Origin of the sequence: Kitasatospora azatica KCTC 9699 (genome assembly GCF_000744785.1) — a bacterium.
Classification (GTDB): Bacteria; Actinomycetota; Actinomycetes; order Streptomycetales; family Streptomycetaceae; genus Kitasatospora; species Kitasatospora azatica.
In genome coordinates this window covers 1029010-1055513 of sequence record NZ_JQMO01000002.1, presented here as the reverse complement: position 1 = coordinate 1055513, position 26504 = coordinate 1029010, and the positions used below count along the sequence as shown (strand labels likewise).

27 protein-coding genes and 1 pseudogene are annotated in these 26504 nt (G+C 72.8%); 18 read left to right on the top strand and 10 right to left on the bottom strand.

All coding sequences use genetic code 11. From position 1 onward, the window contains the following. Positions 1-8: 8 nt before the first annotated feature. The 3 genes from BR98_RS04950 to BR98_RS04940 all read right to left on the bottom strand — a co-directional run bounded on the left by BR98_RS04950 (position 9) and on the right by BR98_RS04940 (position 2354). Positions 9-440 carry a VOC family protein gene (locus BR98_RS04950; RefSeq protein ID WP_035840485.1) on the bottom strand — a complete coding sequence of 144 codons (432 nt, stop codon included), beginning with the start codon at positions 438-440 and terminating at the stop codon, positions 9-11. 67 nt (positions 441-507) lie between these two features. After that, positions 508-948: a helix-turn-helix transcriptional regulator gene (locus tag BR98_RS04945; RefSeq protein ID WP_035840481.1), complete on the bottom strand. Its 441-nt coding sequence runs from the start codon at positions 946-948 to the stop codon at positions 508-510. A gap of 35 nt (positions 949-983) precedes the next feature. Then, entirely contained in the window at positions 984-2354 is a 1371-nt protein-coding gene (locus BR98_RS04940; protein ID WP_407639418.1) for a cation:dicarboxylate symporter family transporter, read from the bottom strand. A 141-nt stretch (positions 2355-2495) separates the two neighbouring features. On the opposite strand from BR98_RS04940, the gene BR98_RS04935 reads away from it, so the two are divergent. The 3 genes from BR98_RS04935 to BR98_RS04925 all read left to right on the top strand — a co-directional run bounded on the left by BR98_RS04935 (position 2496) and on the right by BR98_RS04925 (position 7203). Then, on the top strand, positions 2496-4133 hold the full coding sequence (locus BR98_RS04935; protein ID WP_407639417.1) for a sensor histidine kinase: 1638 nt from the start codon (positions 2496-2498) through the stop codon (positions 4131-4133). Then, positions 4130-4831, top strand: coding sequence for a response regulator (locus BR98_RS04930; RefSeq protein ID WP_035840471.1), 702 nt, complete (start codon positions 4130-4132; stop codon positions 4829-4831). The genes BR98_RS04935 and BR98_RS04930 overlap by 4 nt, the downstream gene beginning before the upstream one ends. Positions 4832-4983: 152 nt before the next feature. After that, positions 4984-7203 carry an MMPL family transporter gene (locus BR98_RS04925; RefSeq protein ID WP_051969311.1) on the top strand — a complete coding sequence of 740 codons (2220 nt, stop codon included), beginning with the start codon at positions 4984-4986 and terminating at the stop codon, positions 7201-7203. Positions 7204-7286: 83 nt separating this feature from the next. Here the strand turns inward: BR98_RS04925 and BR98_RS04920 are convergent, their stop codons facing one another. Then, positions 7287-7700, bottom strand: coding sequence for an organic hydroperoxide resistance protein (locus tag BR98_RS04920; RefSeq protein ID WP_035840469.1), 414 nt, complete (start codon positions 7698-7700; stop codon positions 7287-7289). Positions 7701-7849: 149 nt separating this feature from the next. On the opposite strand from BR98_RS04920, the gene BR98_RS04915 reads away from it, so the two are divergent. The 3 genes from BR98_RS04915 to BR98_RS04905 all read left to right on the top strand — a co-directional run bounded on the left by BR98_RS04915 (position 7850) and on the right by BR98_RS04905 (position 10562). Next, positions 7850-8371, top strand: coding sequence for a MarR family winged helix-turn-helix transcriptional regulator (locus BR98_RS04915; protein ID WP_083975990.1), 522 nt, complete (start codon positions 7850-7852; stop codon positions 8369-8371). Positions 8372-8578: 207 nt separating this feature from the next. Further along, positions 8579-9031 (top strand): SRPBCC family protein, encoded by a 453-nt coding sequence (locus tag BR98_RS04910; RefSeq protein WP_035840466.1) that lies wholly within the window; start codon positions 8579-8581, stop codon positions 9029-9031. 394 nt (positions 9032-9425) lie between these two features. Continuing rightward, on the top strand, positions 9426-10562 hold the full coding sequence (locus tag BR98_RS04905; RefSeq protein ID WP_407639416.1) for an AI-2E family transporter: 1137 nt from the start codon (positions 9426-9428) through the stop codon (positions 10560-10562). Between the two features lie 10 nt (positions 10563-10572). On the opposite strand, the gene BR98_RS04900 is transcribed toward BR98_RS04905, so the two are convergent. Next, positions 10573-11589, bottom strand: coding sequence for an alkaline phosphatase family protein (locus tag BR98_RS04900; protein ID WP_035840461.1), 1017 nt, complete (start codon positions 11587-11589; stop codon positions 10573-10575). A gap of 284 nt (positions 11590-11873) precedes the next feature. On the opposite strand from BR98_RS04900, the gene BR98_RS04895 reads away from it, so the two are divergent. Then, positions 11874-12080, top strand: a complete 207-nt coding sequence (locus BR98_RS04895; RefSeq protein ID WP_157537403.1) for a hypothetical protein — start codon at positions 11874-11876, stop codon at positions 12078-12080. On the opposite strand, the pseudogene BR98_RS42470 reads toward BR98_RS04895, so the two are convergent. From BR98_RS42470 to BR98_RS04875, 5 genes and pseudogenes are all read right to left on the bottom strand, one after another. Continuing rightward, positions 12047-12490 (bottom strand): annotated as a pseudogene (locus BR98_RS42470) (ricin-type beta-trefoil lectin domain protein); the annotation flags it as partial. The gene BR98_RS04895 and the pseudogene BR98_RS42470 sit on opposite strands and share 34 nt — an antisense overlap. A gap of 255 nt (positions 12491-12745) precedes the next feature. After that, positions 12746-13405: an ATP-binding cassette domain-containing protein gene (locus tag BR98_RS04885; protein WP_035840454.1), complete on the bottom strand. Its 660-nt coding sequence runs from the start codon at positions 13403-13405 to the stop codon at positions 12746-12748. Continuing rightward, the gene (locus BR98_RS42260) at positions 13402-14106 is read right to left on the bottom strand and encodes an ATP-binding cassette domain-containing protein (protein ID WP_051969310.1); all 705 of its coding nucleotides are present in this window, start codon (positions 14104-14106) and stop codon (positions 13402-13404) included. The genes BR98_RS04885 and BR98_RS42260 overlap by 4 nt, the downstream gene beginning before the upstream one ends. Further along, positions 14103-16007, bottom strand: coding sequence for an ABC transporter permease subunit (locus tag BR98_RS38985; RefSeq protein WP_051969309.1), 1905 nt, complete (start codon positions 16005-16007; stop codon positions 14103-14105). The genes BR98_RS42260 and BR98_RS38985 overlap by 4 nt, the downstream gene beginning before the upstream one ends. Then, a complete protein-coding gene (locus BR98_RS04875; protein ID WP_232247245.1) occupies positions 16007-16546 on the bottom strand; it encodes a hypothetical protein in 540 nt (179 codons plus the stop codon). The genes BR98_RS38985 and BR98_RS04875 overlap by 1 nt, the downstream gene beginning before the upstream one ends. 231 nt (positions 16547-16777) lie before the next feature. On the opposite strand from BR98_RS04875, the gene BR98_RS04870 reads away from it, so the two are divergent. The 11 genes from BR98_RS04870 (at position 16778) to BR98_RS04820 (ending at position 26108) form a co-directional block, all read left to right on the top strand. Next, a complete protein-coding gene (locus BR98_RS04870) occupies positions 16778-17359 on the top strand; it encodes a hypothetical protein (RefSeq protein WP_063774754.1) in 582 nt (193 codons plus the stop codon). Continuing rightward, positions 17350-18738 (top strand): ABC transporter substrate-binding protein, encoded by a 1389-nt coding sequence (locus tag BR98_RS04865; RefSeq protein ID WP_051969307.1) that lies wholly within the window; start codon positions 17350-17352, stop codon positions 18736-18738. Before BR98_RS04870 ends, BR98_RS04865 begins: the two co-directional genes overlap by 10 nt. A gap of 107 nt (positions 18739-18845) precedes the next feature. Next, positions 18846-19625 (top strand): ferritin-like domain-containing protein, encoded by a 780-nt coding sequence (locus tag BR98_RS04860; protein WP_035842981.1) that lies wholly within the window; start codon positions 18846-18848, stop codon positions 19623-19625. Continuing rightward, positions 19609-20085, top strand: coding sequence for an HIT family protein (locus BR98_RS04855; protein WP_035840450.1), 477 nt, complete (start codon positions 19609-19611; stop codon positions 20083-20085). Before BR98_RS04860 ends, BR98_RS04855 begins: the two co-directional genes overlap by 17 nt. A gap of 95 nt (positions 20086-20180) precedes the next feature. After that, positions 20181-21023, top strand: a complete 843-nt coding sequence (locus BR98_RS04850) for a metallophosphoesterase family protein (protein ID WP_035840448.1) — start codon at positions 20181-20183, stop codon at positions 21021-21023. 362 nt (positions 21024-21385) lie between these two features. Continuing rightward, a complete protein-coding gene (locus tag BR98_RS04845) occupies positions 21386-21769 on the top strand; it encodes a roadblock/LC7 domain-containing protein (RefSeq protein WP_035840447.1) in 384 nt (127 codons plus the stop codon). Next, complete coding sequence (locus BR98_RS04840) at positions 21766-22737, top strand: hypothetical protein (protein ID WP_035840445.1); 972 nt, start codon at positions 21766-21768, stop codon at positions 22735-22737. Before BR98_RS04845 ends, BR98_RS04840 begins: the two co-directional genes overlap by 4 nt. Before the next feature lie 34 nt (positions 22738-22771). After that, complete coding sequence (locus BR98_RS04835) at positions 22772-23206, top strand: roadblock/LC7 domain-containing protein (protein ID WP_035840442.1); 435 nt, start codon at positions 22772-22774, stop codon at positions 23204-23206. A 52-nt stretch (positions 23207-23258) separates the two neighbouring features. Continuing rightward, entirely contained in the window at positions 23259-23633 is a 375-nt protein-coding gene (locus BR98_RS04830; protein WP_035840439.1) for a hypothetical protein, read from the top strand. Positions 23634-23802: 169 nt separating this feature from the next. Further along, on the top strand, positions 23803-24525 hold the full coding sequence (locus BR98_RS04825) for a flavodoxin family protein (protein ID WP_035840438.1): 723 nt from the start codon (positions 23803-23805) through the stop codon (positions 24523-24525). A gap of 230 nt (positions 24526-24755) precedes the next feature. Beyond that, complete coding sequence (locus tag BR98_RS04820) at positions 24756-26108, top strand: extracellular catalytic domain type 1 short-chain-length polyhydroxyalkanoate depolymerase (protein WP_051969306.1); 1353 nt, start codon at positions 24756-24758, stop codon at positions 26106-26108. The last annotated feature ends 396 nt before the right edge of the window (positions 26109-26504 follow it).

Genomic DNA, 26504 nt, shown 5'->3' with positions numbered 1-26504 from the left:
GCGACGGCTCAGAGGCCGAGGTCCTCGCGCAGCTCGGTCAGCCGCAGGTGGTTGCCGGACGGGTCGCGGAAGCCGGCGTCCCGGCCGTAGGGGCGGTCCTCCGGCTTCTCGATGAACTCGACACCGCGCGCCGACAGCTCGGTGTAGGCGGCGTCGCAGTCGTCGGTGGTGAGGAAGACGGTGCCGGCGAAGCCCTTGCCGGTCAGGTCCAGCACCTGCTCGCGGGTCTGGTCGTCCATGACCGGGGCGCCGGGGACCGCCATCAGCGTGATCGAGACGTCGGGCTGGCCGACCGGGCCGACGGTGAGCCAGCGGAAGTCACCCATCTCGGGCAGCGTCACGTCCGCACGCACCTCGAAGCCGACCTTGTTGACGTAGAAGTCCAGCGCCACCTCCTGGTCGTGCACCCACAGCTGAGCGTTGGCAATCTTGATCGTCATCGTCCTTCTCCTGCTTGTCCCTTGGGCGCCTCCGGAGGTCCGTTCCCCCCGGCCGGAAGCCGTACCGTCAACCTATGGCGTCGCTCTCCGTCCCGTCTTCTCGAAACGTGCGGTGTTGCGGACGCCCGTAGGCGCGCAGCACGCAGGCCGGGACCAGCGCGTAGGAGGCGGCGGGCGGGTAGGCGGCCCGGTAGGCGGCGGGGGAGCGGCCGAACATCCGGGTGAAGCTGGTGGTGAAGGAGCCGAGGCTGTTCAGGCCGACCGACAGGCAGATCTCGGTGATCGGCCGGTCGGTGGTGCGCAGCAGGGTGGCCGCCCGCTCCAGCCGCCGGGTGAGCAGGTAGACGTGCGGGGACTCGCCGAAGGCGCGGCGGAAGGCCCGGCTGAAGTGCGCCGGTGAGAGGCCGGCCGCTGCCGCGAGGTCCGCTACGCCGAGGGGTTCGGCGTAGCGGGCGTCGGCGAGGTCTTTGGCACGCATCAGATGGCGGGCGGGCGGGAGTTCGGCCATGCCTCCCAGGCTAGGACGGGCTGCTGACAGTCGGGCTAGGACGGGCTGCCGACAGCCGGGCCGGTGGCCTGGGCCGGGATGCTCGGGGTCGGGGCGGCGTCCGCGAGCAGGGACTCGTCGAAGGGCAGCTGCCCGGCCAGCACCAGGCGGCTGCGGTCGTGGTCCAGCTCCTTGGTCCAGTGGCCGATCAGCACGGTGGCCACCGCGTTGCCGGCGAAGTTGGTGAGCGCGCGGGCCTCGGACATGAAGCGGTCGATCCCGACGATCAGGCCGACCCCGTCCACCAGCTCGGGGCGGTGCGACTGCAGGCCGCCGGCCAGGGTGGCGAGCCCGGCACCGGTGACGCCGGCCGCGCCCTTGCTGGCGATCACCATGAACACCAGCAGCGAGAGCTGCTGCCCGAGCGAGAGCGGCTTGTCCATCGCCTGCGAGATGAAGATCGAGGCCATGGTCAGGTAGATCGCGGTGCCGTCCAGGTTGAAGCTGTAGCCGGTGGGCACGGTGATGCCGACCACGGGGCGGCTGACGCCGAGGTGCTCCATCTTGGCGATCAGGCGCGGCAGCGCGCTCTCCGAGGAGGAGGTGGAGAGGATCAGCAGGAACTCGCGGCCCAGGTAGCGCAGCAGGGCGAACACGTTGATCCCGGTCACCAGGCGCAGCAGCAGGCCGAGCACCAGCAGCACGAAGACCGCGCAGGTGAGGTAGAAGCCGAGCATGATCACCGCGAGGCTCTTCAGCGCGGCCACGCCGGTGGCGCCGACCAGGGCCGCCATCGCGCCGAAGGCGCCGATCGGGGCCACCCACATGATCATCGACATGATCCGGAAGACCAGCTTCTGCAGGTGCTCGACGCCGCGCAGCACCGGGGCGCCGGCCGGGCCCATGGCCTGCAGGGCGAAGCCGGTGAGCAGCGCGACCAGCAGGGTCTGCAGCACCTGACCCTGGGTCAGCGCGGAGACCAGGGTGGTCGGGATGATCCCGAGCAGGAAGTCGGTGGTGTGGGTGGCGCCGCCGGCCGCCGCCTGGGCGTGGCCGGCCTTGGCCAGCGCCTGGGTCAGGTGCAGGCCGGAGCCGGGCTCCAGCAGGTTGCCGACCACCAGGCCCAGGCCCAGCGCGACGGTGGACATCAGCAGGAAGTAGCCCAGGGCCAGGCCGCCGACCTTGCCGACCTTGGCGGCCTTGCTGACCGAGCCGACGCCCAGCACGATGGTGCAGAAGATCACCGGGCTGATCATCATCTTGATCAGGTTGACGAACCCGGTCCCGACCGGCTTCAGCTGGACCGCGAAGCCCGGAGCGGCGAAGCCCAGCACGATGCCGGCCACGACGGCCGCCAGTACCGCGAGGTAGAGGTACTGGGTGCGGTCGGCTGCTCTCCTGGGCGCGGTGGCGGGCATGGGTGGCATGGTCGGCTCCTTTGCCGGGCGGGACAGCCGCCTGGGTGGGGCGGCCTGGGTGGGGAGCTCTGACTATCGGCCGACCGGGTGATGGCCGTCACGTTTACGTTCATAGAGTTCATCGCCCGAGGCTGAGGCACACTGTCCGACATGCCGATGCGCCCACTGCCGCCACTGCCACTGCCGCGCCGCCTGCTGCGCAGTCTGGCCGGGCAGCTCTTCGTGGTGCAGGTGGTGATCGTCGCCGCCGTGGTGGCCGGCGGGGCGGTGCTGGCCTACCTGGCCACCGCCCAGCGGGCCGACGACACCGCCCGGCGCCAGGTGGTCGCCGTGGCCAGGATGGTGGCGGACTCCCCGACGGTCCGTCAGGCCGCGCTCGGCCCCAACCCCTCGGCGGTGCTGCAACCGTACGCGGAGCGGATCCGGGCGGACGCCGGCGTCGACTTCATCACCGTGATGGACACCCACGGTATCCGCTGGGCGCACCCGGACGCCTCGCGGATCGGCCAGCCGTTCCTGGGCACCATCGAGCCCGCGCTGCACGGGCACACCTTCACCGAGACCTACACCGGCACCCTCGGCCCCTCGGTCCGGGCGGTCACCCCGGTCCTGGACGACCAGGGCACGGTGATCGCGCTGGTCAGCTCGGGCATCACGGTCCAGTCGATCAGCCAGGGCCTGCAAGGGCCGCTGCTGGCGCTGGTCGCGGTGGCGCTCGCCGCGCTGGCCCTGGGCGCGGTCGGCACCTACCTGGCCAACGCGCGGCTGCGCCGGCACACCCACGGGATGGGCGCCGCCGAACTGAGCCACCTGTACGACTACCACCAGGCCACCCTGCACTCGGTCCGCGAGGGGCTGATCCTGCTCGACCCGGCCGGGCGGCTGGTGCTCTGCAACGACGCGGCGCGCGAGCTGCTGAGCGTCCGCGAGGACCGGGCCGGACGCCCGTTCGCCGAGCTCGGCCTGCCGGAGTCGCTGACCCGGGCGGTGCTCTCCACCGAGCCGGTGCACGACGAGATCCACCTCACCGACGACCGGGTGCTGGTGGTCAACACCTCCGCCATCGGAGCCGGTCTCGGCTCCGTGGTGACGCTCCGCGACCACACCGAACTGCAAGCGCTCAGCGGCGAGTTGGACAGTGCGCGGGGCTTCGGCGAGGCGCTCGCCGCGCAGGCGCACGAGGCCGCGAACCGGCTGCACGCCGTCGTCTCGCTGGTGGAACTCGGGCGCCACCGCGAGGCCGTGGAGTTCGCCACCACCGAACTCGCGCTGGCCCAGCGGCTCACCGACCGGGTGGTCGCGGCGGTCGGCGAGCCGGTGCTGGCCGCACTGCTGCTGGGCAAGGCCGCAGAAGCCGCCGAGAGCGGGGTGGAGTTCACCCTCACCGAGGACAGCCGGATCGACGACGGGGTCCTGCCGGCCGCGCTGTCGGCCCGCGACCTGGTGACCATCCTCGGCAACCTGATCGACAACGCGTTGGACGCGGCACTCGCCAACGCCGCGCACAGCGCCGGCCCGCCCGAGGTGGTGGTCACCGCGCGGATCGACGGCGAAGAACTGCTGCTGCGGGTCGCCGACACCGGCGCCGGGATCGCCCCCGACGCGGTCGGCGAGGTGTTCCGGCGCGGCTGGTCCACCAAGGAACGGGCCGGCCACGGCCTCGGGCTGGCCCTGGTCGCGCAGGCCGCCCGGCGCGGCGGCGGCACGGTCGAGGTGGGCCGGGAGCGCGGCGCGGTGCTCACCGTGCGGTTGCCGCTGCGGCGGCCCGTCCTGGAGGTGCGGCGATGATCGAGGTCCTGGTGGTGGAGGACGACCCGGTGGCGGCCGACGCGCACACCCTCTACGTCAACCGCGCTCCCGGCTTCCGCGCGGCCGGCACCGTCCACTCGGCCGGTGCGGCGCTGCGCTTCCTGGACCGCGCGCGAGCCGACGGCACGCCCGTCGACCTGGTGCTGCTCGACCTGCACCTGCCCGACGGCCACGGCCTGCAGCTCTGCGGTCGGCTGCGGTCCGCCGGCCACGGCACCGACATCATGGCGGTCACCTCCGCCCGCGAACTGGCGACGGTCCGTCAGGCGGTCTCGGCGGGTGTGGTGCAGTACCTGCTCAAGCCGTTCAGCGCGGCCACCCTCTACGAACGCCTGGAACGCTACGCCCGCTACCGCGAGACCCTGGACCGCTCCGGCGAGGCCACCGGCCAGGCCGAGGTCGACCAGGCCTTCGCCGTGCTGCGCACCGCCGAACGCTCCGTGCTGCCCAAGGGCCTGAGCGTCCCCACCCTGGACGCCATCGCCCGCGTACTGCGCGCCGCCGACGGCAGCCTCTCGGCGGCAGCAGCGGGCGCCGCCGCCGGAGTCTCCCGGATCACCGCGCGGCGCTACCTCGAGCACCTGGTGGACGCCGGACTGGCGGTCCGCGAGCCGCGCTACGGGCAGGTGGGGCGGCCGGAACTGTGCTACCGGGCGCGGGGGACGACGGGCAGCTGACCCGACCACCCGGCAGGGCGTAGCCGAAGAGCAGCGGCAGGTTCCCGCACCCGGGTGCTGTGAGACTCGGCACAGTGCGTTGACAGAGGTGACGTCACCTCATAGATGTTGCGCGCCATGACTTCTCACTACCGCCGTTTCGGAGGCTTCCGATGTCCCAGGTGCTGCTCGGCGAGCGCGGCACGCCCACGGATCCGCCGGCCGACCACCGGCCGGGGCCGCTGGGCCGAATAGCCGGCTGGAGCTTCCGCCACCGCGGCCGCACCGTGCTGGTCTGGCTGCTGGCGCTCGGCCTCGCGGCCGCGCTCGGCGCCGCCTTCGGCGGGAAGTACAGCGCCGACTACACCGCGCCCGGCTCGGACTCCCGGATCGCCCAGGACCTGTTGGCCCGTGACTTCCCCGGCCAGTCCGGCGAGATGGTCACCGTGGTGCTGCACTCCGACAGCGGCGTGACCGGAGCGGCCGCGCAGTCCCAGGCCGAGGCGCTGCTGCAGCGGATGGCCCAGGTGGCGCACGTCAGCGCGGTGGAGGGCCCGGCGCAGACCGGCCTGGTCTCGGCCGACCAGCGGACCGCCGTCGGCCGGCTGCACCTCGACGTCGCCAACGCCTCCGAGATGCCCAAGGCCGACACCCACCGGCTGCTCGACCTGGCCGGCCAGGCCCACGACGGACTCACCGTCCACCTCGGCGGCATGGCGGTGCAGCAGGCCGAGCAAGGCGCGATCGGCTCCGAGGGCATCGGGATGGCCGCTGCCGCCGTGATCCTGCTGCTCACCTTCGGCTCCGTGGTGGCCGCCGGCCTGCCGCTGCTGACCGCGCTCGCCGGTCTGGCGGTGAGCGGCCTGCTGCTGCCGGTCCTCGCCACGGTCATGCCGGTGCCGGACTGGTCCACCTCGCTGGCCGCGATGATGGGCATCGGCGTCGGGATCGACTACGTGCTGCTGCTGGTCACCCGGTTCCGCGAGTGGCGGGCCGAGGGGCTGGACCTCGAGGCGGCCACCGTCGCCACCCTGGACACCGCCGGGCGATCCGTGCTGGTCGCCGGCCTCACCGTGGTGATCAGCATGCTCGGACTGTTCGCCATGGGGCTCTCCTTCATGCGCGGCGCGGCCTTCGCGGCGATCTCCTCGGTGCTGGTGGTGCTGATCGCCGCCGGCACCCTCTTCCCGGCCCTGCTCGGCTACCTGGGACGACACATCGACCGGCTGCGGCTGCCGCTGCCCCGCCGGGGTACCGCGCGGGCCGCCAACGAGGTCAGCCCCGGCTGGCTGCGCTGGAGCCGGCTGGTCGAGCGTTACCGGGTGCTCGCCACGCTGGCCGGGGCGCTGGTGCTGCTCGCGCTGGCCGCGCCCTTCCTGGGCGTGCGGTTCGGGCTGCCGGACGCGGGCAACGACCCGGCGGGCCGGTCGAACCGGATGGCCTACGACACCGTCGCCACCGGCTTCGGTCCCGGCGCCAACGGGCCGCTGCTGCTGGTCGCCGAGCTGCCTGACGGACCGTCGGACGCGGCGCTGTCCGCACTGGCCGCGAAGGTGCGGGCCACGCCCGGCGTCGCGACGGTGGCGCCCGAGCGGCGCAGCCCGTCCGGGACTTCGGTGGTGCTCTCGGTGGTCCCGGCCAGCGGGCCGCAGGCCGCCGCCACCGAGCAGCTGGTCCGCGACCTGCGCGAGCAGGTGATCCCCGCCTCCGGGCTGCGGGTGCACGTGGGCGGGGTCACCGCCTCCTCCATCGACAGCACGGCCAACATCGTGCGCCGGCTGCCGCTGCTGGTCGGCGGCGTGGTCGCGGTCTCGATGCTGCTGCTCCTGGTCGCCTTCCGCAGCCTGGCCGTCGCGCTCAAGGCGGCCGTGATGAACCTGCTCTCGGTCGCGGCCTCCTACGGCGTGGTCGCGCTCGCGCTGCGCGGTGGGGCGTTCGGCAAGCTGATCGGGATCGACAACCCGACCCCGCTGCCGGCCTTCGTGCCGGTGCTGACCTTCGCGGTGCTGTTCGGCCTCTCGATGGACTACGAGGTCTTCCTGGTCAGCCGGATGCGCGAGGCCTGGTTGGCGTCGCGGGACCACGGCGGGGCGATCGTCTCCGGCCTGGCCAGCACCGCCCGGGTGATCACCGCGGCGGCGGCCATCATGGTCGCGGTCTTCGCGGCCTTCGTGCCGGCGCCGGAGATCGCCATCAAGATCATCGGGGTCGGCATGGGCTCGGCCATCCTGATCGACGCGACCCTGGTGCGGCTGCTGCTGGTGCCGGCCGTGATGCAGCTGCTGGGCGCCCGCAACTGGTGGCTGCCGGCCTGGCTGGACCGCCGGCTCCCGCAGCTGCACGTGGAGGGGCACCCGGAGCACTACGCGCGGGTGGCCGTCGGCTCGGTGTGACGACGACGCCGCGCCGCCGCCACTCGTGAGGTGACTCCCTCACGGTTGGCGGCGGCGCGGCCTGCCCGGCTTGCCCGGGCTACTTACTCGACGACGAGGGTGACCGGGATGTTGCCGCGGGTGGCCTTGGAGTACGGGCAGTACGCGTGCGCCTGCTCGACCAGCTGGTGGCCCGCCTCGCCCTGGAGGCTGTCCGGCAGCTCGACCCGCAGGGTGACGGTGAGGCCGAAGCCGCCGTCGGTGTCCTTGCCGATGCCGACCTCGGCGGTGACCGAGGCGTCCTTGGTGTCGATCTTCGCGGCCCGGCCGACCGCGCCGAGCGCGCTGGCGAAGCAGGCCGCGTAGCCGGCGGCGAAGAGCTGCTCGGGGTTGGTGCCCTCGCCGTTGCCGCCGAGCGCGGCCGGGAAGGCGAGCTGCAGGTCGAGCCGGCCGTCCGAACTCACCGTGCGGCCCTCTCGGCCGTTGGCAGTGGCGACAGCGGTGTAGAGCGCATCCATCGGAAATGTCCTTCGTCCGTCGATCACCAGGCGGTTGCCCGGTCGGCCGGCTGGGTTCGACCGCTCACTCATCATGACACGTGATTCAGTTGTGCGCAATTGAATGGCTGACTATCCAGTGGTGGGTGATCGAGTTGTATCCTTGGTGCATGGCACCTGTGAACCCGAGCCGCCCGCAGCCGACCGCGACCGGTGCGGACCGCGGCACCGCCGACCTGGACCTGCTCCAGCTCGACCTCCAGGTCTGCTTCGCCGTGCACGCCGCCGCCCGCTCCTTCGACCGGGTCTACCGCCGCCTGCTGCAGGACCTCGGCCTGACCTACCCGCAGTACCTGGTGATGCTCACCCTCTGGGAGCACGGCGAGCAGCCGGTCAAGCGGCTGGGCGAACTGCTGAGGCTCGACTCCGGGACGCTCTCCCCGCTGCTGAAGCGGCTGGACGCGGCCGGCCTGGTGCTGCGCGAGCGCAGCGCCCAGGACGAGCGCTCGGTGATCGTCCGGCTCACCCCCGAGGGCGTGGCCCTGCGGGCGGCAGCCGAGCAGGTGCCCCGCCAGATCGCGGCGGCGTCCGGGCTGACCGCGGCGAAGGGCCGCGAACTGCGGACCTCGCTGGAGCAGTTGACCGCGACCCTGGATCTGTTCGGCGCGGCCGAGCCGGATGCCGAGGGCTGAGCGCCCGGCGCTGGTGCTGACCGGGCGTCAGTAGTCGGGGGTGGCGCCGCCGCCCGCCGCGCCCTGGTTCGTCAAGGGATCCGGCGAGGGTGGGCCGAATCACATCGACGGGTTGTCACAGTCCGCCGCTGCCGAGTGTCTCGATGGGCAGCAAAGGGAGCCGGACCGTGCGGTCGCGGCTCACCCACTGGACAGAGGAGACCAGCCATGGAAACCATGACCGTCGAGCGCACCATCGACGCCCCGATCGAGGAGGTGTTCGCCTGGCTCACCACGACCACCAACTACACGCGCTCGCCCCTGGTGCTGCGCTGCCGCCTGGCCCGGCGCGGCGAGGGCGCACCCTACGGCGTCGGTGCGGTGCGCCGGCACCTCTGGCTGATCGGCTGGCTCAAGGAGCGGATCACCCGCTACGACCCGCCGTACGTCACCGAGTACGTGGTCGAACGCAGTCTGCCGCCGTCCAGGCACGAACTCGGCCGGATGGCGTTCACCGAGGTCGACGGCGGCACCCGGGTGTGCTGGATCACCCGCGCCGAGATGCGGATGCCGTTGGTCGGAGCCTTCCTCACCCGGCTCCTGGTGCGGCCGATGATCATCCGCTCCTTCGACAGCATCCTCGACGCCGCCGAAGCCGCACTGGCCCGTCGAAGCCGGTAGCCTGCGCGCGCTCCGCCACTGGCGGGCTTTGTCCACGCGACGGCCGACTGAGGAAAGCCGGCGCCAGTCAGGGTACTTGACTGTTCGACAGGTCTAGTCCATTGCTGCCATCGTATCAACTGCCAAGCGTCGGCCGCGGCGGACGTCGTCGCGATCCTGTTCGGCGCGGGAACCGGCAGCGCGACCTACGGTGTCCCCGAGATGGTCGGGACCAACCAGACCGGTCCGGGCGACTTCGGCTACTGGGTGACCCGCACTCAGTCCTACCTGGCGGCGCCCACCCCGCTGCCGTAGCGTCACCCGGCCGGTCCGCCCGGCCAGCGCGGCAGAGTGCCGGGCGGGCCGGGCGGCGGCAGACTGAGGGGATGGACACCCTCAGCACCCCGATGGCCGCGTGAACCGCAGACGAGCCGCCCGGCCCTCGGTGCGGCGACCGGTCCAGCGGCCGCAGCTGCGGCCGGTGGCGGCGGGGTTGCAGCGGACCGCGGGGTACGCGTGGCGGCTGCTGGTGCTGGCCCTGGCGCTCTACGTGGTGCTGGTGATGCTCGGGCGGCTGGTGCTGCCGGTGGTGGCGGTCTTCGTCGCGCTGGTGGTCACCTCGGTACTGCGGCCGGTGGCGGATCTGCTGGCCCGCCGGCTGCCCCGGGTGCCGGCGGTCGCGGTGACCGTGCTCGGCGCGGTGCTGCTGGTGGCGGGGGTGCTGGCGCTGATCGGCGAATCGGTGGCCAGCGAGTGGGACAGCCTGGTGAACGAGTTCCGCGGCGGTGTCGGGCGGATCGAGCGCTGGCTGGAGGGCGCGCCGTTCCACGTCCGTCCGGCTTCGGCGGCCCAGCTGCAGAACAAGCTCAGTTCCTACCTGTCCAGCCACCGGGCCAGCCTGATCAACACGGCGGTGAACCAGGCCGGCAAGGTGGTGGAGATCGCCACCGGTGCTTTCCTGTCGCTGTTCTGCTCGATCTTCTTCATCCACTCGGGTGACCGGATGTGGTCCTGGGTGCAGCGCCAGCTGCCAGCCGGCTCGCGCGGCACGGTCGGTCGGGCCGGGCAGGCCGCCTGGCGGACCTTCGCCGGCTACACCCGGGGGATCGGCATCGTGGCCGCCAGCAACGCCGTGCTGGTGGGGATCGCGCTGCTGGTGCTGCGGGTCCCGCTGGTGCTGCCGTTGGTGGCGCTGGAGTTCTTCGCCACCCTGATCCCGCTGATCGGCTCGCCGATCGCGATGGTGATCGCGGCGGTGGTGGCGCTGGCGGCGCGCGGTCCGGTGACGGCGGTGATCGTGCTCGGCCTGATCGTGGTGATCGGGCAGATCGAGGGGCACGTGCTGCACCCCTTGGTGATGAGCTGGGCGGTGCGGATCCACCCGGTGGTGGTGGCGCTGTCGGTGATCGCGGGCGGCATCCTGGCCGGGGTGATCGGGGCGGTGGTGGCGGTGCCGCTGGTCTCGGTGGTCTGGGCGGTGGTCTGCGAGCTGCGGGAACCGCGAACGGGACGCCCGGCCGAAGCCGGACGCCCCGTGGGCCCCGTGGGCTAGCCGGGAGCGGTTACTGCCAGGCGTCGTTGACCGTGGCCGCGTAGCGGTCGTTGTTGGTCAGCGGGTTCAGGCCGAGTGCGCCGTCGACGGTGCGCAGCAGGCCGTACTGGTCGGTGCGCTGGTTCGACTGGTAGCCGGGCTTGACGCTGTTCTGCGAGCCGAGCAGCAGGGTCGGCACCTGGTTGGGGTAGCTCGGGCCGTAGGCCTTGGTGGCCCCCTCGTCCCAGGTGAGGATCAGCAGCGAGCGCTGGGTGGTCCAGGCCGGGGAGTTGAGGATGGTCGGCAGGGTCTGCTTGAGCCAGTTGTCACCGGCGGTGACCCCGCAGGCCTCCATGTCGTTGCAGTCGTCCGCGGCGAACCAGGCGAAGTTCGGGGTGGTCGCGGTGGACTGCAGGTCGGTCGCCATCTGGGTGAGCGGCTGCATGTGGGCCTGGCAGTAGGCGGCGTTGCTCTTCATGTTCTGGAAGTAGTAGAACGGCGCGTCGTCCGGGGCGTAGTAGCCGTGGCCGGCGGTGTCGCAGTTGCCGTTGGCGCCGTCCAGGTACTCCTTCCAGGTCTTGCCCGCCTGCTCCACCGAGTTGCCCAGGTGCGGGGCGTTGATGGTGGTGGTCGAGACGCTGTTGTCGGTCAGGCCGTACAGGCCGCCGCCGGCCAGCGCCACGTAGTTCGGGTCGCTCGGGTGGGTGGTGGCGTACGACTTGGTCAGCGAGGAGGCTCGGGGGAGCAGGCTGTTGATGTACGGGGCCTGCGAGGTGTTGCCGATGATGCCCGAGTAGTCCTCGTTCTCCATGTAGACCAGGAAGACGTGGTCGTAGCCGGGGACCAGGTTGGCCGGCGCGGTCAGCACCGGGGTCGGCAGCGCGGTGGTGAGGGTGAGCGAGAGGTTGTCGGCGTAGCCGTCGGTGGTGTTGCCGGCGGTCCAGGTGAAGGCCAGGTCCACCTTGATCGAGCGGGTGCCGGCCGGCAGCTTGCCGGTCGCGGTGCGCTGCAGCAGTTCGGTGGTCAGGCCGCGGTCGGTGCTGGTCACCGGGGCGATCTGGACGCTGGACAGGGTGGCGCCGGTGGCGCTCAGGAAGGGTGTTCAGGCCCACCCGGTCGTTCTGCGCGGCGTAGCCGCCCAGCCAGCCGGAGAGGTTGTAGCCGACCGCGCCGGTGTCGATCGAGCTCGCCGCCGAGGAGACGTCAACGCTCTGCGAGAGACCGGAGTTGCCGGTGCCGCCGCCGGCGAAGAACGCGGTGCCGCGGTTGGTCGGGCCTGGGGTGCTGGAGCTGGGGTAGCCGCCGGCGGCGCCGTAGCAGACCATGTTCGGCATGCCGCTGGTGATCGTCCAGCCGGGGACCGTCATGCCGTCCAGGCCGTTGGGGGAGCAGATCGCGACGGACTCGGCGTCCGGGTCGACCAGCAGGTTGCCGCTGGTGGTGGAGCCGGCGGACGGGACGGTCCACTGCTGGTTGGCCTGGTTGCTGCCGCAGGTCCACAGGTCGATCCGGGTGCCGTCGGTGGAGCTGCCGCCGTAGACGTCCAGGCACAGGCCGGAGACCGGGTTGACCAGGGTGGTGCCGCGCACCGCCCACTGCTGGCGGGCCTGGCCGTTGCAGGTGTACAGGTCGGCGTAGGTGCCCGCGGTGGTGCCGCCGGCGGTGGCGTCCAGGCACTTGCCGAGGGTGCGGACGGTGCCGTCGCCCGGCAGGTTCCAGCTCTGGTTGGCGCCGCCGGAGCAGGTCCACAGGATGATCTGGTTGCCGTCGGCGGTACCGGAGCCGGAGTCGTCCAGGCACTTGCCGGCCAGGCCGGTGATCGGACCGGTGACGCCGGTGGCCTGCGCGGCCGGGGCCACGGCGAAGGCGCTGAGCAGGGCGATCAGACAGCTGAGGACCGCTGTCAGGGCGGCGGCGCGGGCGCGCCCGGGGGAGCTGTGCAGGGGCATGGTGGAGCCTCTCGACACATCGGGTTGGGGGAGGGGCCGGACGAGGGTGGTGCGAGCTGGGCCGGTGACATGATGGGGAGAAAAGTTGTATGGACAACAGCCCGGAAGCAGCCAAAGTATGACGATCAGGCAGACCGTCGGGGTGAAGATGTCTGAACAACCTGACCGCTGAGTCGGCCGTGCGGTCAGGCGTGGGGCAGACGTGCGGTCAGGCGCGCGATCAGTCGTGGGGCAGACGTGCGGTCAGGCGCGCGGTCAGTCGTGGGCGGCCGATCGCAGTTCGCCCGACTCGCCCAGCCAGGCCAGCCGGCCGCGCTCCAGCACATGCACCAGCGCCCCGTCACCCGCCCACCGCGGCAGCGTGCGGGCGGTGGTCACCACGGCCCGGCCGTCCAGGACCTGACAGATGATCAGCTCGTGCAGTCGGGCCGCCACCGCCGGGGCCAGGCCCCGCTCCGGTTCGTCGAGCAGCAGCACGGCCGGCTCGGCGAGCAGCGCCCGGGCCAGCGCCACCAGCTGCTGCTGGCCCCCGGAGAGCGCGGTGGAGCGGCGCCGCAGCAGCGGCCCGAGCTCCGGGAACCAGTCCAGGGCACGGTCCGGTCGGCCGGACAGCGCCAGCGTCTCGGCCACCGTCAGGGTCGGGAAGACGGCGGGCCGGGCCGGGACCAGGACCAGGCCGAGCGCGGCCCGGCGGTGCGCGGGCAGCCCGGTGACGTCCCGTCCGGCGAACCGGACCGAGCCGGCGGCCGGACGGACCAGGCCGGCCAGCGCGGCCAGTGCGGTGGAACGGCCGGCGCCGTTGCGGCCGACCAGGAGGGTCAACCGGCCGGCCGGGCAGCGCACGTCCACCCCGTGCAGCAGGTCCACCAGCCCGACCCGGACCCGGACGGCGCGCAGCTCGGCGGCGAGGCTCACCACAGGCTCCGGACGCGCGGATCGGCGAGCACCTGGTCGATCGGGCCGTGCACCAGGACCCGGCCGGTGTCGAGCACATAGGCGTACGCGGCGAGCCGGCCGACCAGGGCGAGATCGTGCTCCACCAGCAGGACGCCCGCACCCTCCCGCGCCACGGCGGCCAGCACCTGCGCCACCCAGGCCACCTGCCCGGCGTCCAGGCCGACCGACACCTCGTCGACCAGCAGCACACGCGGGCCGCCGACCAGGGCCCGGGCCAGTTCGACCAGCCGCAGCACCCCGAGCGGCAGACCGCCGGCCGGGTACTCGGCGAGCCCGGCCAGGCCGAGCAGCCGCAGCAGTCCGGCCACCTGCCGCTGCGCGGCCGGTCCGGTGGCGCCGTGCTGCTCGGCGCCGACCAGGACGTTCTGCGCCACCGTGAGGTCGGGGAAGACGGCGACCTGCTGGAAGGTCCGGGCCAGGCCGAGCCGGGACCGCCGGTGGCAGGGCGCCCGGGTGATGTCACGGTCGCCGAGCAGCACCTGACCGCCGTCGGGCCGGGCGATCCCGCTCAGGCAGTCCAGCAGCACGCTCTTGCCCGCACCGTTCGGGCCGATCAGCGCGGTGACCTGGCCGGGACGGACGGACAGGTCCACCCGGTCCACCACGGCGGGGCCGCCGAGCCGGCGGACCACCTGACGGGCGGTCAACGCGGCGATCATGGCTGGAACTCCTGCCTCAGCCGCCCCGCCAGCCCGCCCGGCAGCCGGCCGACCCCGGCGGCCAGCACGCCGACCACCACCGCCGACATCCCCGGCACGGTCGCCGCATCCAGCCCGACCAGCACGAAGGCCGCCAGCACCGCGCCGATCGCGCTGTCCACCCCGGCGACCACCACGGCCGCGAACCAGACCAGGCCCTGCACCGGATCGAAGAGAGCCGCGTCGAAGGCGCTGCCGCCGAGCGCGAGCAGCACCCCGCCGGCCCCGGCCAGGCCCGCGCCGAGTCCGTAGACCAGCAGCTTCACCCCGGGCACCGCCACCCCGGCGGCCCAGGCGCCGGACTCGTGACCGCGCACCGCGGCCAGCGCCCGGCCGAGCCGCCCGCGCCGGACCGCCGCCACCAGCAGTGCGCCGGCGCCGAGCACCGCCAACTCGGCCGCGTAGCAAGCGTGGTCGCCGCGCAGGAAGCTCGGGCGGGTCACCATCAGGCCGGCCGTCGCATACGGCTGCTGGAAGACGAAGCGGCTCAGGCCCACGGTCAGGGCGAAGCTCACCAGGGCCAGCACCAGCCCGCGCCGGTGCACCACCGGCCAGCCCGCCAGCAGGCCGACGGCGGTCAGGCCGAGGGCGGCCACCACCAGCGCGGCACCGGTCGGCACCCGCCCCGAGGCCAACTGCGCGGTGACCAGCGCGCCCAGGCCGGCGAAGGCGCCCTGGGCGAGCGAGACCACGCCGCCGACCCCGGTGACCAGCACCACCGAGAGCAGCACCAGCGCCAGCCCGGGGACGGTGAGCACCGCACGCACCCCGCCGCCGCGCAGCGCCAGCGGGGTGACCAGCACCAGCGCGCAGGCGTACCCGGTCCAACTGCCGCCGTGCAGCGCGGAGTAGAGGGCGGAACGGGCGGAACGGGACGGCTGGGCGGACCGGGTGCCGCTGCCGGGAGCTGCGGCTCGGCGCCGGCTCGGCGCCGTCGGCAGCGCGCCACCGCCGACCAGTCCCTGTTCGGCCTCGCCCCATGGGGCCAGGGCGGCCACCAGCAGGGCCACCACGAAGAGGTTGGCCTGCGCGGCGTCCGCCACCGGGGCGAGGGTGCCGCCCGGGCGCAGCCAGGTCAGTTCGGCCTGACCGATGCCCAGGGCCAGCCCGGCGGCCACCGCGATCGGCAGGCTGCGCAGCCGGGCGGCGACGGCCACGGCCAGCGTCTCCACCACCAGCAGCGGCAGCCCGTACGGGTCCAGCAGCACCAGCGGCGCCAGTAGCACCCCGACCAGCCCGGCCGTGAACGAGCCGAACGCCCAGCCGGCGGCGGCCACCAGCTGCGCGTCCACTCCGGCGAGTTCGGCCAGTTCCGGGTCGGCGGCCACCGCCCGGGCCCGGCTGCCGAAGCCGGTCCACCGCCCGATCGCCCCGACCGCGCCCGCCACCAGCAGCACCACGCCGAGCTGCACCACCGCGTCGAGTCGCAGCGGATGCCCGCCGGGCAGCGCGAAGCTGCGCACCGGGACCAGCGTGGGCACGTCGGCCAGCGGCGCGGTGCCCCAGAGCGCCGCCACCGTGCCGATCAGCAGCACCAGCACGCCGACGCAGGCGACCACCACCTCGCCGACCCCGGCCCCGCGCCGGCGCAGCGGGCCGAAGACGGCCAGTTGGAGCAGGACGCCGAGCCCCGGGGCCACCACCAGCAGGCAGAGCAGCGCGCTCGGCGCCGTCGGCCAGCCGCGCACCACCACGAGTTCGCGCAGCAGGTAGGCGATGAAGACGGCGATCCCGCCCTGCGCCAGGTTGAGCACCCCGGTCAGCCGGTAGCCGACCACCAGGCCGATCCCGCTGAGCGCGGCCGCGCTGCCCACGGCCACCCCGGCCAACGCGAAGTCGAGCGCCAGCCCGGCGGTGGACATCAGCCGGTACCGGGCTCGGGCAGGACGTCCGGTTCGCAGACCGGGCAGGGCGCGAGTCCGCGGGCCCGGATCGCGGTGCCGTCGAGGCGGACGGCCCGCGGCTTGCCCGCGACCAGTGGACAGTCCGGGCGGTGGCAGAGCGTGCCGCCGGGAACGGCGACCAGCCCGCCGCCGTCCTGCGCCTCGCTGTCCCCCGCAGCCTGCGGCGGCGTCCACTCGGGGACCGGCTGCTCCTCGGTCGCGGTCGGCGGCGGGCCCGGCAGCGGCAGCCGGACGGCCACCCAGACCAGGCCGGCCACCAGCAGCGCGGCGCCCGGCACGGTGGCCGAGGCCAGGTAGGGGAGCTGACGTGCGGTGAAGCGCTCGCCGGAGACGGCGTACCAGCCGAGCACGCAGAGCGCGACGCCGAGCAGCGCCAGCAGCCAGCCGAAGGCCGGGGCGGCCAGCGGTGCGAGCAGCCGCGCCACGCCCGGCCGTCCGGAGCCCGCCACGCCCGCGTTCGCGGAGCCCGCCATGTCGCCCCGTGCGGAGCCCGCCATGCCGCCGCCTTCCGCCCAGCCGTGTGGTCTGCCGACGCCGGGCGGCGCGCGGTTGCGAGTGGCCCGGGGATCGGCCTTCATAGTGTTACCTGCGTCACTTCGGGCCGCACCGCGATCGCGGCCATTTCCACCCAATTCCACCCAACTGAGCGGCCGTCACCACGAGGGGGCGGTGGGCCGCCGCGGCACCAGGCGGTGAAGGGCATGAACACCGAGCCGAAGGCTTGGCCGATGCGTAGTACGAGAACGGACCGTCCGCACGGGTGGGCCCGCGCGGTCCGAACAGCCGCGACGGTGCTGGGCGTCGCGCTGCTGGTGGCGTCCTGCTCCAGCAGCAAGAGCAGTACGAGCTCCACCCCCTCGCCCTCGGCCGCGAGCTCGGCGGCCTCCTCCGCCTACGCGTCCCCCTCCGCCTCCGCTTCGGCATCGGCGTCCGCTTCGGCCTCCGCGCCGGCCGATGTGGCGGCGGCGACCACCCAGGTGACCCAGAACTGGGAGAGCTTCTTCTCGCCGAGCACCTCGATCAGCGCGAAGGCGGCCCTGCTGCAGAACGGTGAGCAGCTTCAGCCGCTGCTCCAGGGCTTCGCCTCCGACCCCCGGGTGGGCCAGGTCAGCGCCAAGGTGACCAAGGTCGAGTTCACCTCGGCGACCACCGCGACCGTCACCTACGACCTCTCGCTGCAGGGCCAGACGGTCCAGCCCGGCGCCTCCGGCCAGGCGGTTCTGGAGAACGGCACCTGGAAGGTGTCGCGCGCCACGCTGTGCGCCCTGGTGGCGCAGAGCGGTGCGAGCGCAGCCCCGGGATGCGCCTGAGACCGACCGGCGTCGCGACGCCGCGCCCCAATCGCCGCTCGGTCCATCCTGGGCTCAGCAGGGCGGCTGCCGGGTCGGCGGCCGCCCTGCTGCTGCTCGCCGGCTGTGGCACCCGGCTGCCGGAGCGTGACTTCACCGGCCCGGTCCCGACCGCCGTCGGCAATCCGGCGAGCGACACCGGGGTGACGGCCGGTCAGATCAAGATCGGCCTGGTGACCTCGCTGACCAGCCCGCTGGGAACCGAGGTGTTCGCCGGCCCCCGCTACGGCGCGCTGGCCTTCTTCCAGGCGCTGAACGCCCGCGGCGGCCTGCACGGACGGACCGTGCAGGTGGTGACCTGCGACGACGCCGGCAGCGGCTTCGGCAACCAGGACTGCGTGCACCGGCTGATCGACCAGGACCAGGTCTTCGCCTTCGTCTCCGGCAGCGTGCTGGACTACGCCGGCGCCGGCTACGTCAGCAGCCGGGCGGTTCCGGACGTCGGCGGCCAGCCGATCGGCACCGCCTACGACCGCTGGCCGCACCTGTACGGCATCTACGGCAGCAGCTCCCCGCGCGACGGCCGCAGTGTCGGCTGGGACGGCACCCTCTTCCTCAGCACCGAGGTCTACCGGTACTTCAAGGAGCACCTGGGCACCAGCCGGGCCGCCGTGGTCGCCTACAACCAGGCCGAGTCGCTGAACTACGCGCACCAGATCGAAGAGGGCCTGGCCGCCGAGGGCTACCACGTGCTGACCCGGACGGTGGACCTCGCGCTGCCGGCCTTCCAGACGGTGGCCACCGCGCTCGCGGCCGACCACACCGAGCTGCTCTTCGACGCGATGGACACCCGGGGCAACACCGGCCTGTGCCAGGCGCTCGACGCGGCGGGCGTGCGGCTCACCGCCAAGGTGACCAATGTGCAGAACTGGAGCCAGACCGTCGGCCGGGACTACCAGTCGGCCCCCGGCTGCCGCGACGCGCTCTGGGCGACCTCGTCCAGCCGCAACTACGCCGACACCCAGTACCCGGCGGTCAAGGAGTTCCGCGACGCGATGGCCCGCTCCTACCCCGACCGCCAGCCGCTGCTGTCGGCCTGGGAGCTGGAGGGCTGGGCCGGCGCCCAGTGGCTCACCGACGCGATGGACTCCTGCGGCAGCGCGCTGACCCGGGCCTGCGTGGAGCGCTTCATGAACCGCGCCGAGCCGTACGACGCGCACGGTCTGCTGATCCCCACCTCCTTCACCCCGAAGCCGCGGCCCAGCGGGCTGACCCGGGCCTGCCTGAACGTCGCCCGCTGGCAGGAGACCACCCCGTCCGGCGGCCCGGGCTGGGTCACCCAGACCCCGGACATGGACACCAACTGCTTCGACGTGCCGCAGCTGCCCTACCAGCCCTGATCGGCGCAGTCCGTGCACCGGACGGCGCAACCGCTGTTGCCGTCGCCCGGCGGGCTGCTTTGACTGGCGGGAGGTGTTCCGCTTCCCGCACAAGGGGGATGGTGTCCGTGCTCTCGGCTCGCAGCCTGTTCCAGCAGATCCACCAGGACGACCGGGCCTTCGGCCTGTTCTGCTCGATCGCCGCCAAGGGGGAGGACCAGGGCGGCTGGGAGAACGGCCGGATCGCCGCGCTGGTCGAGGACCAGGAACTGGCCCCGAAGATCGCCCGGCACGGCGCCGACGAGGAGAAGCACGGCCGGATCTTCAACGCCCTGCTGCGCAAGCGCGGACTGACCCCCGTCCCGGTCCCGGACGACACCGACTACACCATGCTGCTGGAGCGCCAGGGCATCGGGCTGGCGCACGCCCGGCTGCGTCGCGACGAGCCGCTGAGCGAGGCCGACGTGATCACCTACCTGGCGCACAGCCGGGTCACCGAGCAGCGGGCCTCCGAGCAGATGCAGCTGCTGCGCAGGGTGTTCGGCAGCCACCCGGAGCTGGGCCGGGCGGTGCGGATGATCTCCGACGACGAGGACAACCACCTCGCCTACTGCCACGAGGAGTTGCTGCGGCTGGCGGCCGCCGGGCACGGCCGCCGGATCTGGGACACCCTGCAGGAGACGGCGCACGCCGAGATCCGCACCTACCGCGATGTCAGCCTCGCCGTGATGGCGCGGATGGGCGAGATCCTGCGCTGGCCGCGAGCCAAGTCGCTGCTGCTGGCGGCCGGCATCCACGGGGTGTACCGGTACGAGCAACTGGGCGGCTGGCGGCGGATGACCACGCTGACCATGCCGGAGCGGCGCAACGCGTTGGGCGGCCCGGCCACGCATGCCGACCTCGACTGACCCGGCCGCGGACTGCCCGTTCTGCGCACTGCTGGCCGCCCCCGCCGCCGAGGTGCACGAGGTGTTCCGCGACGGGGTGGCGTTCGCCTTCCTCGACCACCGCCCGCTCTTCCCCGGCCACCTGCTGGTGCTGCCGGTCCGGCACACGGCTACCTTGACCGACCTGGCGCCCGCGCTGACCGGCCCGTTCTTCCGGCGCGTCCAACTGCTGACCGGCGCGGTGCAGCGGGCGACGGCGGCCAAGGGCTCCTTCGTGGCGATGAACAACCGGGTCAGTCAGTCCGTCCCGCACCTGCACGTGCACGTCGTACCGCGCAACCCCAAGGACGGGCTGCGCGGTTTCTTCTGGCCGCGCAGCCGCTACCCGGACGAGGAGGCGGCCCGGCACACCGCGCAGCTGCTGCGCGAGGCGGTCGCGGCGCAGCTCACCGAAGCTGACGGAGCGTCATATCTGGACTGACCGGGTGGCCGGATGAGCGGCGGGCGGATCGTGGAGACTGGCGAGGTGATCGTTGTCCTCGCCCACCCCGCGCACCTGTTAAGGACAGTCTCCGGATGACCGGCATCCTGTACGCCATCAGCGACCTGCACATCGGCTACCGCGAGAACCGCGAGATCGTCGAGCGGCTCACCCCCTCCTCCCCGCAGGACTGGCTGATCGTCGCCGGTGACATCGCCGAGCGGTTCGCCGACGTCGAATGGACCCTGCGCACCCTGAGCTCCCGTTTCGAGAAGGTGATCTGGGCGCCGGGCAACCACGAGTTGTGGACCCCGAAGAACGACCCGGTGCAGCTGCGCGGCGACCAGCGCTACCGCGCGCTGGTCGAACTCTGCCGCAGCATGGGCGTACTGACGCCCGAGGACCCGTACGCCGTCTGGCGCGGCCCGGGCGGTCCGGTCACCATCGCCCCGCTCTTCCTGCTCTACGACTACACCTTCCGCCCACCCGGCACCCGCGACAAGGCCGAGGCACTGGAGGTCGCCTACGAGGCCGGCGTGGTCGGCACCGACGAGGTCCTGCTGCACCCCGACCCGTACCCGAACCGGGAGAGCTGGTGCGCGGCCCGGCTGGTCGAGACCGAGCGCCGACTCGCCGAGCGCGACCCGCAGTTGCCCACGGTCCTGGTCAACCACTTCCCGATGACCCGCGAGCCCACCCGGATCCTGCACTACCCCGAGTTCGCCCTCTGGTGCGGGACCGAGGCCACCGCCGACTGGCACCTGCGCTACAACGCCGCCGTCGTCGTCTACGGCCACCTGCACATCCCGCGCACCCTCTGGCAGGACGGCGTGCGCTTCGAGGAGGTCTCGGTCGGCTACCCGCGCGAGTGGGGCCGGCGCGGCGGACCGCGCGGACTGCGCCGGGTCTTCCCCGAGGCGGTCACGGGGGCCGGATGATCGAGCCGACCCACTGACCATGACGGCATATCAGATCTTGTCCCGACGATGTCGTGACGGGGCGTCAGTCTCGGCCAACTGCCCGCCTTCGGTGGCCAGTTTTGGTGGGCTTGGGCCGCTGGCAGCACGGGGTTCCGGCTGCTGACAGGGCTGCCGACAGGATGGCGTGAATCGATCGCTCTGAGCACTGGTATGCCAATGGCATTGTCATAAGGCATGCCTGGCTCAGTAGCCTTCCGGCCCAGAAGCACGACGCGCAGTAGCGCCCCGACTACGGGAGTGGCTACCGGCGCGTCCTCGTGCCTGGGCTGCCCATGCCCGCGCCCATGCCCACGCCCTGTCCCTGTCGTGAAGGAGCCCGAGTGCCGGGGATCGACGACTGCCTGTCCGAGGCGATGCGGATCGCCGGTGCACGAGGCGTGAGCCTCCTCGACTGGGGGAGCGGGCTGGAGTTGGGCACGGTCGGGGCGAGTCCGGTCGACGACCACGAGGCCACCGCCGCCGAGGCGACCGACCTGGTCCGGCTGGCCGCCGAGAGCAGCAGCTTCGCCGAGCCGGGCGAGCACCGGGTCCCGGTTCACGACATCATCCTCACCTCGGAAGCGAGTTACCACCTGTTCTGCCTGGTTGGCACCGTCTTCGACAGTCGCCTGCTATTGCACCTGTGGCTGGACCGCACCGAGGCCAACCTGGCCGCCGCCCGGTACCGATTGCAGGCGCTGGCGGAGGAGTTGGTGCTCGGATGAGCGCCCATGCCGCTCCGGTGGTGATCACCGAGGAGCTGGCGGCCGCCCGCGCCACCGGTGCGCTTCACACCGCGACCGGCACCGTCTACCTGGAGAGCGGCGCCGTGGTCCACGCGGTGAGCCCGCAAACCCCCGATCTCGGCGAGCTGTTGACCCGCTGCGGGCGGATCGCCCCCGCTGTCTGGCGGCACACCGTGGACCAGTTCGGCGCCCGGCACCAGGTCGGCCGGATGCTGGTCGAACAGGGCAGCCTGACCCGTGGCGAGCTGGAGCTGTGCCACCTCGCCACGCTCTACGACGCGGCCTACTTCGCGCTCGGCGCGGCCCGGCACGCCACCTGCTTCGAACCGGGCGTGCGCCACTGGCTCGGCCCGGTACGGGCGGTCAGCCCGCCCGCGGTCCGCCGCGAGACGGCCCGGCGGCGCGCGCTGCTCGACCGGATCTGGCCGTGGCCGCAGGTGGACACGGCTCCGGTGGTCGGCGCGGTGGGTGTGGGTGTGGGTGTGGGTGTGGGCGTAGGCGGTGCGTTCGGTGCGGGCAGTGCGTTCGGTGCCGGGGGCCCGCTCGGCGCCGGCGGCCCGGGTGCCGCCGCCCGCTCGAGCAGCCGGCGGCGGCGCGAGCTCCTGGAGCTGGTGGACGGGCGCCGGACCCCGGCCGAGCTGGCGTGGCTGCTCGGCCGCTCCACCTTCGCCACGGTGGTCGAGATCCGCCGGCTGGCCGCGGCGGGGCTGATCGTCACGCCGTCGCTGTCGTCGCCGCCGCTGTCGCTGTCGCCGGCCGCCGTCGGCGGACCCGATCCCGAGCACCACCGGCCCGCGCCGATCCGCCGAGTCCCCGGAGCGACCCTGCGCCGCGGGCGGGCGGCGGCCGCCGCCCCGCTGCCGACAACGACACCCCTGCCGTCCGTCCACGACCCCGAGACCGCGCTGCTCATCCGCGTCCGATCCGCACTGGAGGCTCGACTGTGAATCCCTGGCCGCCCGCAGCCCAGCACCCACCGTCATGAGGCGGGTGCTTCGGCCGCGCGCCGACCGGCGCCAGCTGGACGCACTGCACGGCGCCCTGCTGGCCGAGCTGCGCACCTTGAAACGCCGCGTCCCGCACCTGGCCGGCGGCCTGGTGGCCAGCGCGGACGGGCTGCTGCTCGCCCACGACACCCACGACGCCGAACCCGACAGCCTGGCCGCACTCACCGCCGCCACCCTCGGCGTGGCCCGGCAACTCGCCGAGGCGACCGGCCAGGGCGACTTCCGCGAGTCGCTGGTCCGCGGCGAGCACGGCTACGTCGCCACCTACGCGGCCGGCACCATCTGCGTGCTCACCCTGCTCGCGCACCCCGACGTGAGCGTCGGCCGTCTCCACCTGGAGGCCCGCCGCGCCGCCGAGCGGGTGGGCGACCTGGTACGGGTCGGCCTCGGTCCGCCCAGCGTGACCTGACTCCTCGTTTCCTTCCCGTCACACCCTTTCCACATCACTCGATGGAGATCCAATGGCAGACGTTGAGAACACCCTTCGCCAGACCATGACCGTCGTGGACGGCGCGATCGGCGCCGCCCTGGTCGACTACACCAGCGGCATGGCGCTCGGCACCGTGGACGGCGGTGGCGGCCTTGACCTGACCGTGGCCGCTGCCGGGAACACCGACGTGGTCCGCGCGAAGATGCGCACCATGGAGATGCTCGGTCTCAACGACGGCATCGAGGACATCCTGATCACCCTCAGCAGCCAGTACCACCTGATCCGTCCGCTGACCAGCCGCACCAGCAAGGGCCTGTTCCTCTACCTCGCCCTGGACAAGCGCCGGGCCAACCTCGCGATGGCCCGCCACCAGCTGTCCAAGATCGAGGCCGAGCTCGAGGTCTGACCCACCGCGTCCGACGCACCGCGTTCGACCCACCGCGTCTGACCCACCGTGCGGGGTGCCGTTCACCCGACCGGCGCCCCGTACGGGTCAGGCACCTGGCGCAGTCCCGCAGGCGCCCGGCCCGCCGCCCTGCTGAGCTGGACTCGAGCCGACCCCGAGGAGCGCCAGCATGCCCGCCACCCCCACCCCCGCCGACTACCACGACCTGCGCGCCCTGGTCATCAACTGCACGCTCAAGCGCTCACCCGAACGCAGCCACACCCAGGGCCTGATCGACCTCAGCACCGGCATCATGCAGCGTCAGGGCGTAGCCGTGGACGTCCTGCGCGCCGTCGACCTCGACCTCGCCACCGGCGTCTGGCCCGACATGACCGAGCACGGCTGGGAGACCGACGACTGGCCGGTGGTCTACAGCCAGGTGATGGCCGCCGACATCCTGGTCCTGGCGGGGCCGGTCTGGCTGGGGGACAACTCGTCAGTGATGAAGAAGGTGATCGAGAGGTTGTACGCCTGCTCCTCGCTTCTCAACTCCGAGGGCCAGTACGCCTACTACGGCCGGGTGGGCGGGTGTCTGATCACCGGCAACGAGGACGGCGCGAAGCACTGCGCGATGAACGTGCTGTACAGCCTGCAGCACCTGGGGTACGTGATCCCGCCGCAGGCCGACGCCGGTTGGGTGGGCGAGGCGGGGCCTGGGCCGTCCTACCTCGACGCCGGTTCCGGCGGCCCCGAGAACGACTTCACCAACCGCAACACCACCTTCATGACCTGGAACCTGCTCCACCTGGCCCGGATGCTCAAGGACGCCGGCGGCATTCCGGCGTATGGCAACCAGCGCTCCGAGTGGGACGCCGGCTGCCGCTTCGACTTCGAGAACCCCGAACACCGTTGAACGCAGGGCAGCTTGAGCGGAGGTGGTCCGGGATGAAACTTTCACCGGGTACGGCGGGACCGGCGGCCTGGCCGTAGACGAAGCCGCAGGTGGGTGTAGCGGTGCGGAACCCGTCGGACGCGCTGCGGCGATGTTGTTGACGGCTGCGGTTGATCGACACGAGGATCAGTATGTTTCGGTGTAATCACCGGAACATTTCGGCACGCTGCAATCCCGGACGGAGAGATCCCGTGTTTCGATCCCGCTCCCTCATAGCCCGCCTCCTGGGTCTGGTCGCCGCGCTCGGCCTCGCGGCCGGCCTGAGCCTGCAGGCCGCCCCCCAGGCCGCCGCCGCCTCGCTGACCCAAATCAGCAACTTCGGCACCAACCCGACCGGCCTGCAGATGAACCTGTACGTGCCGAACAACGTCAAGCCCAACCCGCCGATCCTGCTCGCCCTGCACGGCTGCCAGGGCTCCGGGCCCTACCTGTACCAGAGCCAGGACTTCGCGTCGCTGGCCGACCAGTACGGGTTCCTCGTCATCTACCCCTCGACCCCCGGCGCAGCCTGCTGGGACGTCTCCTCCGACCAGGCGCTGACCCGCAACGGCGGCAGTGACCCGGTCGGGCTGATGTCGATGATCACCTACACCGAGCAGCACTACGGCGGCAACCCCAACGCCGTGTTCGTGACCGGGCAGTCGTCCGGCGGCATGATGACCAACGTGATGCTCGCCGACTACCCCGACGTGTTCAAGGCGGGCGCCGCGTTCATGGGAGTGCCCTACCACTGCTTCGCCACCGGCACGGTGCGCGGCTGGAACGGGCCCTGCGGCAGCGGGCAGGTCAACAAGACCCCGCAGCAGTGGGGCGACCTGGTGCGGGGCACCGCGTACCCCGGCTACACCGGCCCGCGGCCGCGCATGCAGCTGTGGCACGGGACCAACGACACCACCGTGAACTACAACAACCTCGCCGAAGAGATCAAGCAGTGGACGAACGTCCTCGGGGTGAGCCAGAACCCGTCGTCCACCGACACCCCGGCGGCCAACTGGACCCGCACCCGGTACAACAACGGCGCCGGCACCACCCAGGTCGAGGCGTACAGCATCTCCGGTGCCGGCCACGAACTGCCCGTCAAGGGCACCGCGATGGCCGCCACGGCCATCCACTTCATGGGCCTGGACGGCACCCCCTCCGGCGGCGGCAACACCGGCGCGCTGCACGCGGTGGGTGCGGGCAAGTGCCTGGACGACCCGAACTCGACCACCACGCTGGGCACGCAGCAGCAGATCTACGGGTGCAACGGCGGTGCGAACCAGACCTGGACCCACACCTCGTCGAACCAGCTGACCGTGACCGTGGGCGGCAGCACGCTGTGCCTGGACGCCAACGCGCACGGCACCACTCCCGGCACCAAGGCGATCGTCTGGTCCTGCAACGGCCAGTCCAACCAGCAGTGGCAGCTGAACCCGAACGGCACCGTCACCGGGGTGCAGTCGGGGCTCTGCCTGGATGTGAGCGGTCTTGCCACCGCCGACGGCACCCCGGTCCAGCTGTGGACCTGCAGCGGCGGCACGAACCAGCAGTGGACGTTGAGGTGACACCACCGGCCCGCAGAGAGGTGCGCCTCTCTGCGGGCCGACCGGGGGTCACTTCCTCCCGGAGCCCGGGCCGCCGTGGTGCGGAGCCGGTCGGCCGGTCGTGCTGCCCGCCGCACCTGATGGTGCGGCGGGCAGCACGACGTTGTGGTGGTCAGGCGCAGTCGGCGTCGAGCCTTCCTTCGCGGGGCACCCAAAGGACGGCAGGGCGATCGCCCTGCCGTCCTTTGGGTGCCCCGCAGGTCTTCCTGCCCGAGAGCTGCCGGGAGAGCGGCGCCGCCCCGTGCCGCCCCGTGCGGCCACGCGTCAACGCTTCCAGCCCCGTGGGCCGGTCGGGACCGCCTCGGGCCGCGCCTTCACTTCGGCGGCCCTGCGCGAGCTGGCCGGGCCCTCGCCTCG

Coding starts and splice junctions, on each gene's coding strand:
- BR98_RS04910 (WP_035840466.1), top strand. CDS start 8,579: ATGGAAACCATGACCGTCGAGCGCACCATCGACGCCCCGATCGAGGAG.
- BR98_RS04850 (WP_035840448.1), top strand. CDS start 20,181: ATGACCGGCATCCTGTACGCCATCAGCGACCTGCACATCGGCTACCGC.
- BR98_RS04855 (WP_035840450.1), top strand. CDS start 19,609: ATGCCGACCTCGACTGACCCGGCCGCGGACTGCCCGTTCTGCGCACTG.
- BR98_RS04830 (WP_035840439.1), top strand. CDS start 23,259: ATGGCAGACGTTGAGAACACCCTTCGCCAGACCATGACCGTCGTGGAC.
- BR98_RS04925 (WP_051969311.1), top strand. CDS start 4,984: ATGTCCCAGGTGCTGCTCGGCGAGCGCGGCACGCCCACGGATCCGCCG.
- BR98_RS04940 (WP_407639418.1), bottom strand. CDS start 2,354: ATGCCACCCATGCCCGCCACCGCGCCCAGGAGAGCAGCCGACCGCACC.
- BR98_RS04840 (WP_035840445.1), top strand. CDS start 21,766: ATGAGCGCCCATGCCGCTCCGGTGGTGATCACCGAGGAGCTGGCGGCC.
- BR98_RS04920 (WP_035840469.1), bottom strand. CDS start 7,700: ATGGATGCGCTCTACACCGCTGTCGCCACTGCCAACGGCCGAGAGGGC.
- BR98_RS04945 (WP_035840481.1), bottom strand. CDS start 948: ATGGCCGAACTCCCGCCCGCCCGCCATCTGATGCGTGCCAAAGACCTC.
- BR98_RS38985 (WP_051969309.1), bottom strand. CDS start 16,007: ATGTCCACCGCCGGGCTGGCGCTCGACTTCGCGTTGGCCGGGGTGGCC.
- BR98_RS04950 (WP_035840485.1), bottom strand. CDS start 440: ATGACGATCAAGATTGCCAACGCTCAGCTGTGGGTGCACGACCAGGAG.
- BR98_RS04915 (WP_083975990.1), top strand. CDS start 7,850: ATGGCACCTGTGAACCCGAGCCGCCCGCAGCCGACCGCGACCGGTGCG.
- BR98_RS04835 (WP_035840442.1), top strand. CDS start 22,772: ATGAGGCGGGTGCTTCGGCCGCGCGCCGACCGGCGCCAGCTGGACGCA.
- BR98_RS04875 (WP_232247245.1), bottom strand. CDS start 16,546: ATGGCGGGCTCCGCACGGGGCGACATGGCGGGCTCCGCGAACGCGGGC.
- BR98_RS04865 (WP_051969307.1), top strand. CDS start 17,350: ATGCGCCTGAGACCGACCGGCGTCGCGACGCCGCGCCCCAATCGCCGC.
- BR98_RS42260 (WP_051969310.1), bottom strand. CDS start 14,106: ATGATCGCCGCGTTGACCGCCCGTCAGGTGGTCCGCCGGCTCGGCGGC.
- BR98_RS04895 (WP_157537403.1), top strand. CDS start 11,874: ATGCCGCTGGTGATCGTCCAGCCGGGGACCGTCATGCCGTCCAGGCCG.
- BR98_RS04825 (WP_035840438.1), top strand. CDS start 23,803: ATGCCCGCCACCCCCACCCCCGCCGACTACCACGACCTGCGCGCCCTG.
- BR98_RS04930 (WP_035840471.1), top strand. CDS start 4,130: ATGATCGAGGTCCTGGTGGTGGAGGACGACCCGGTGGCGGCCGACGCG.
- BR98_RS04935 (WP_407639417.1), top strand. CDS start 2,496: ATGCCGATGCGCCCACTGCCGCCACTGCCACTGCCGCGCCGCCTGCTG.
- BR98_RS04870 (WP_063774754.1), top strand. CDS start 16,778: ATGCGTAGTACGAGAACGGACCGTCCGCACGGGTGGGCCCGCGCGGTC.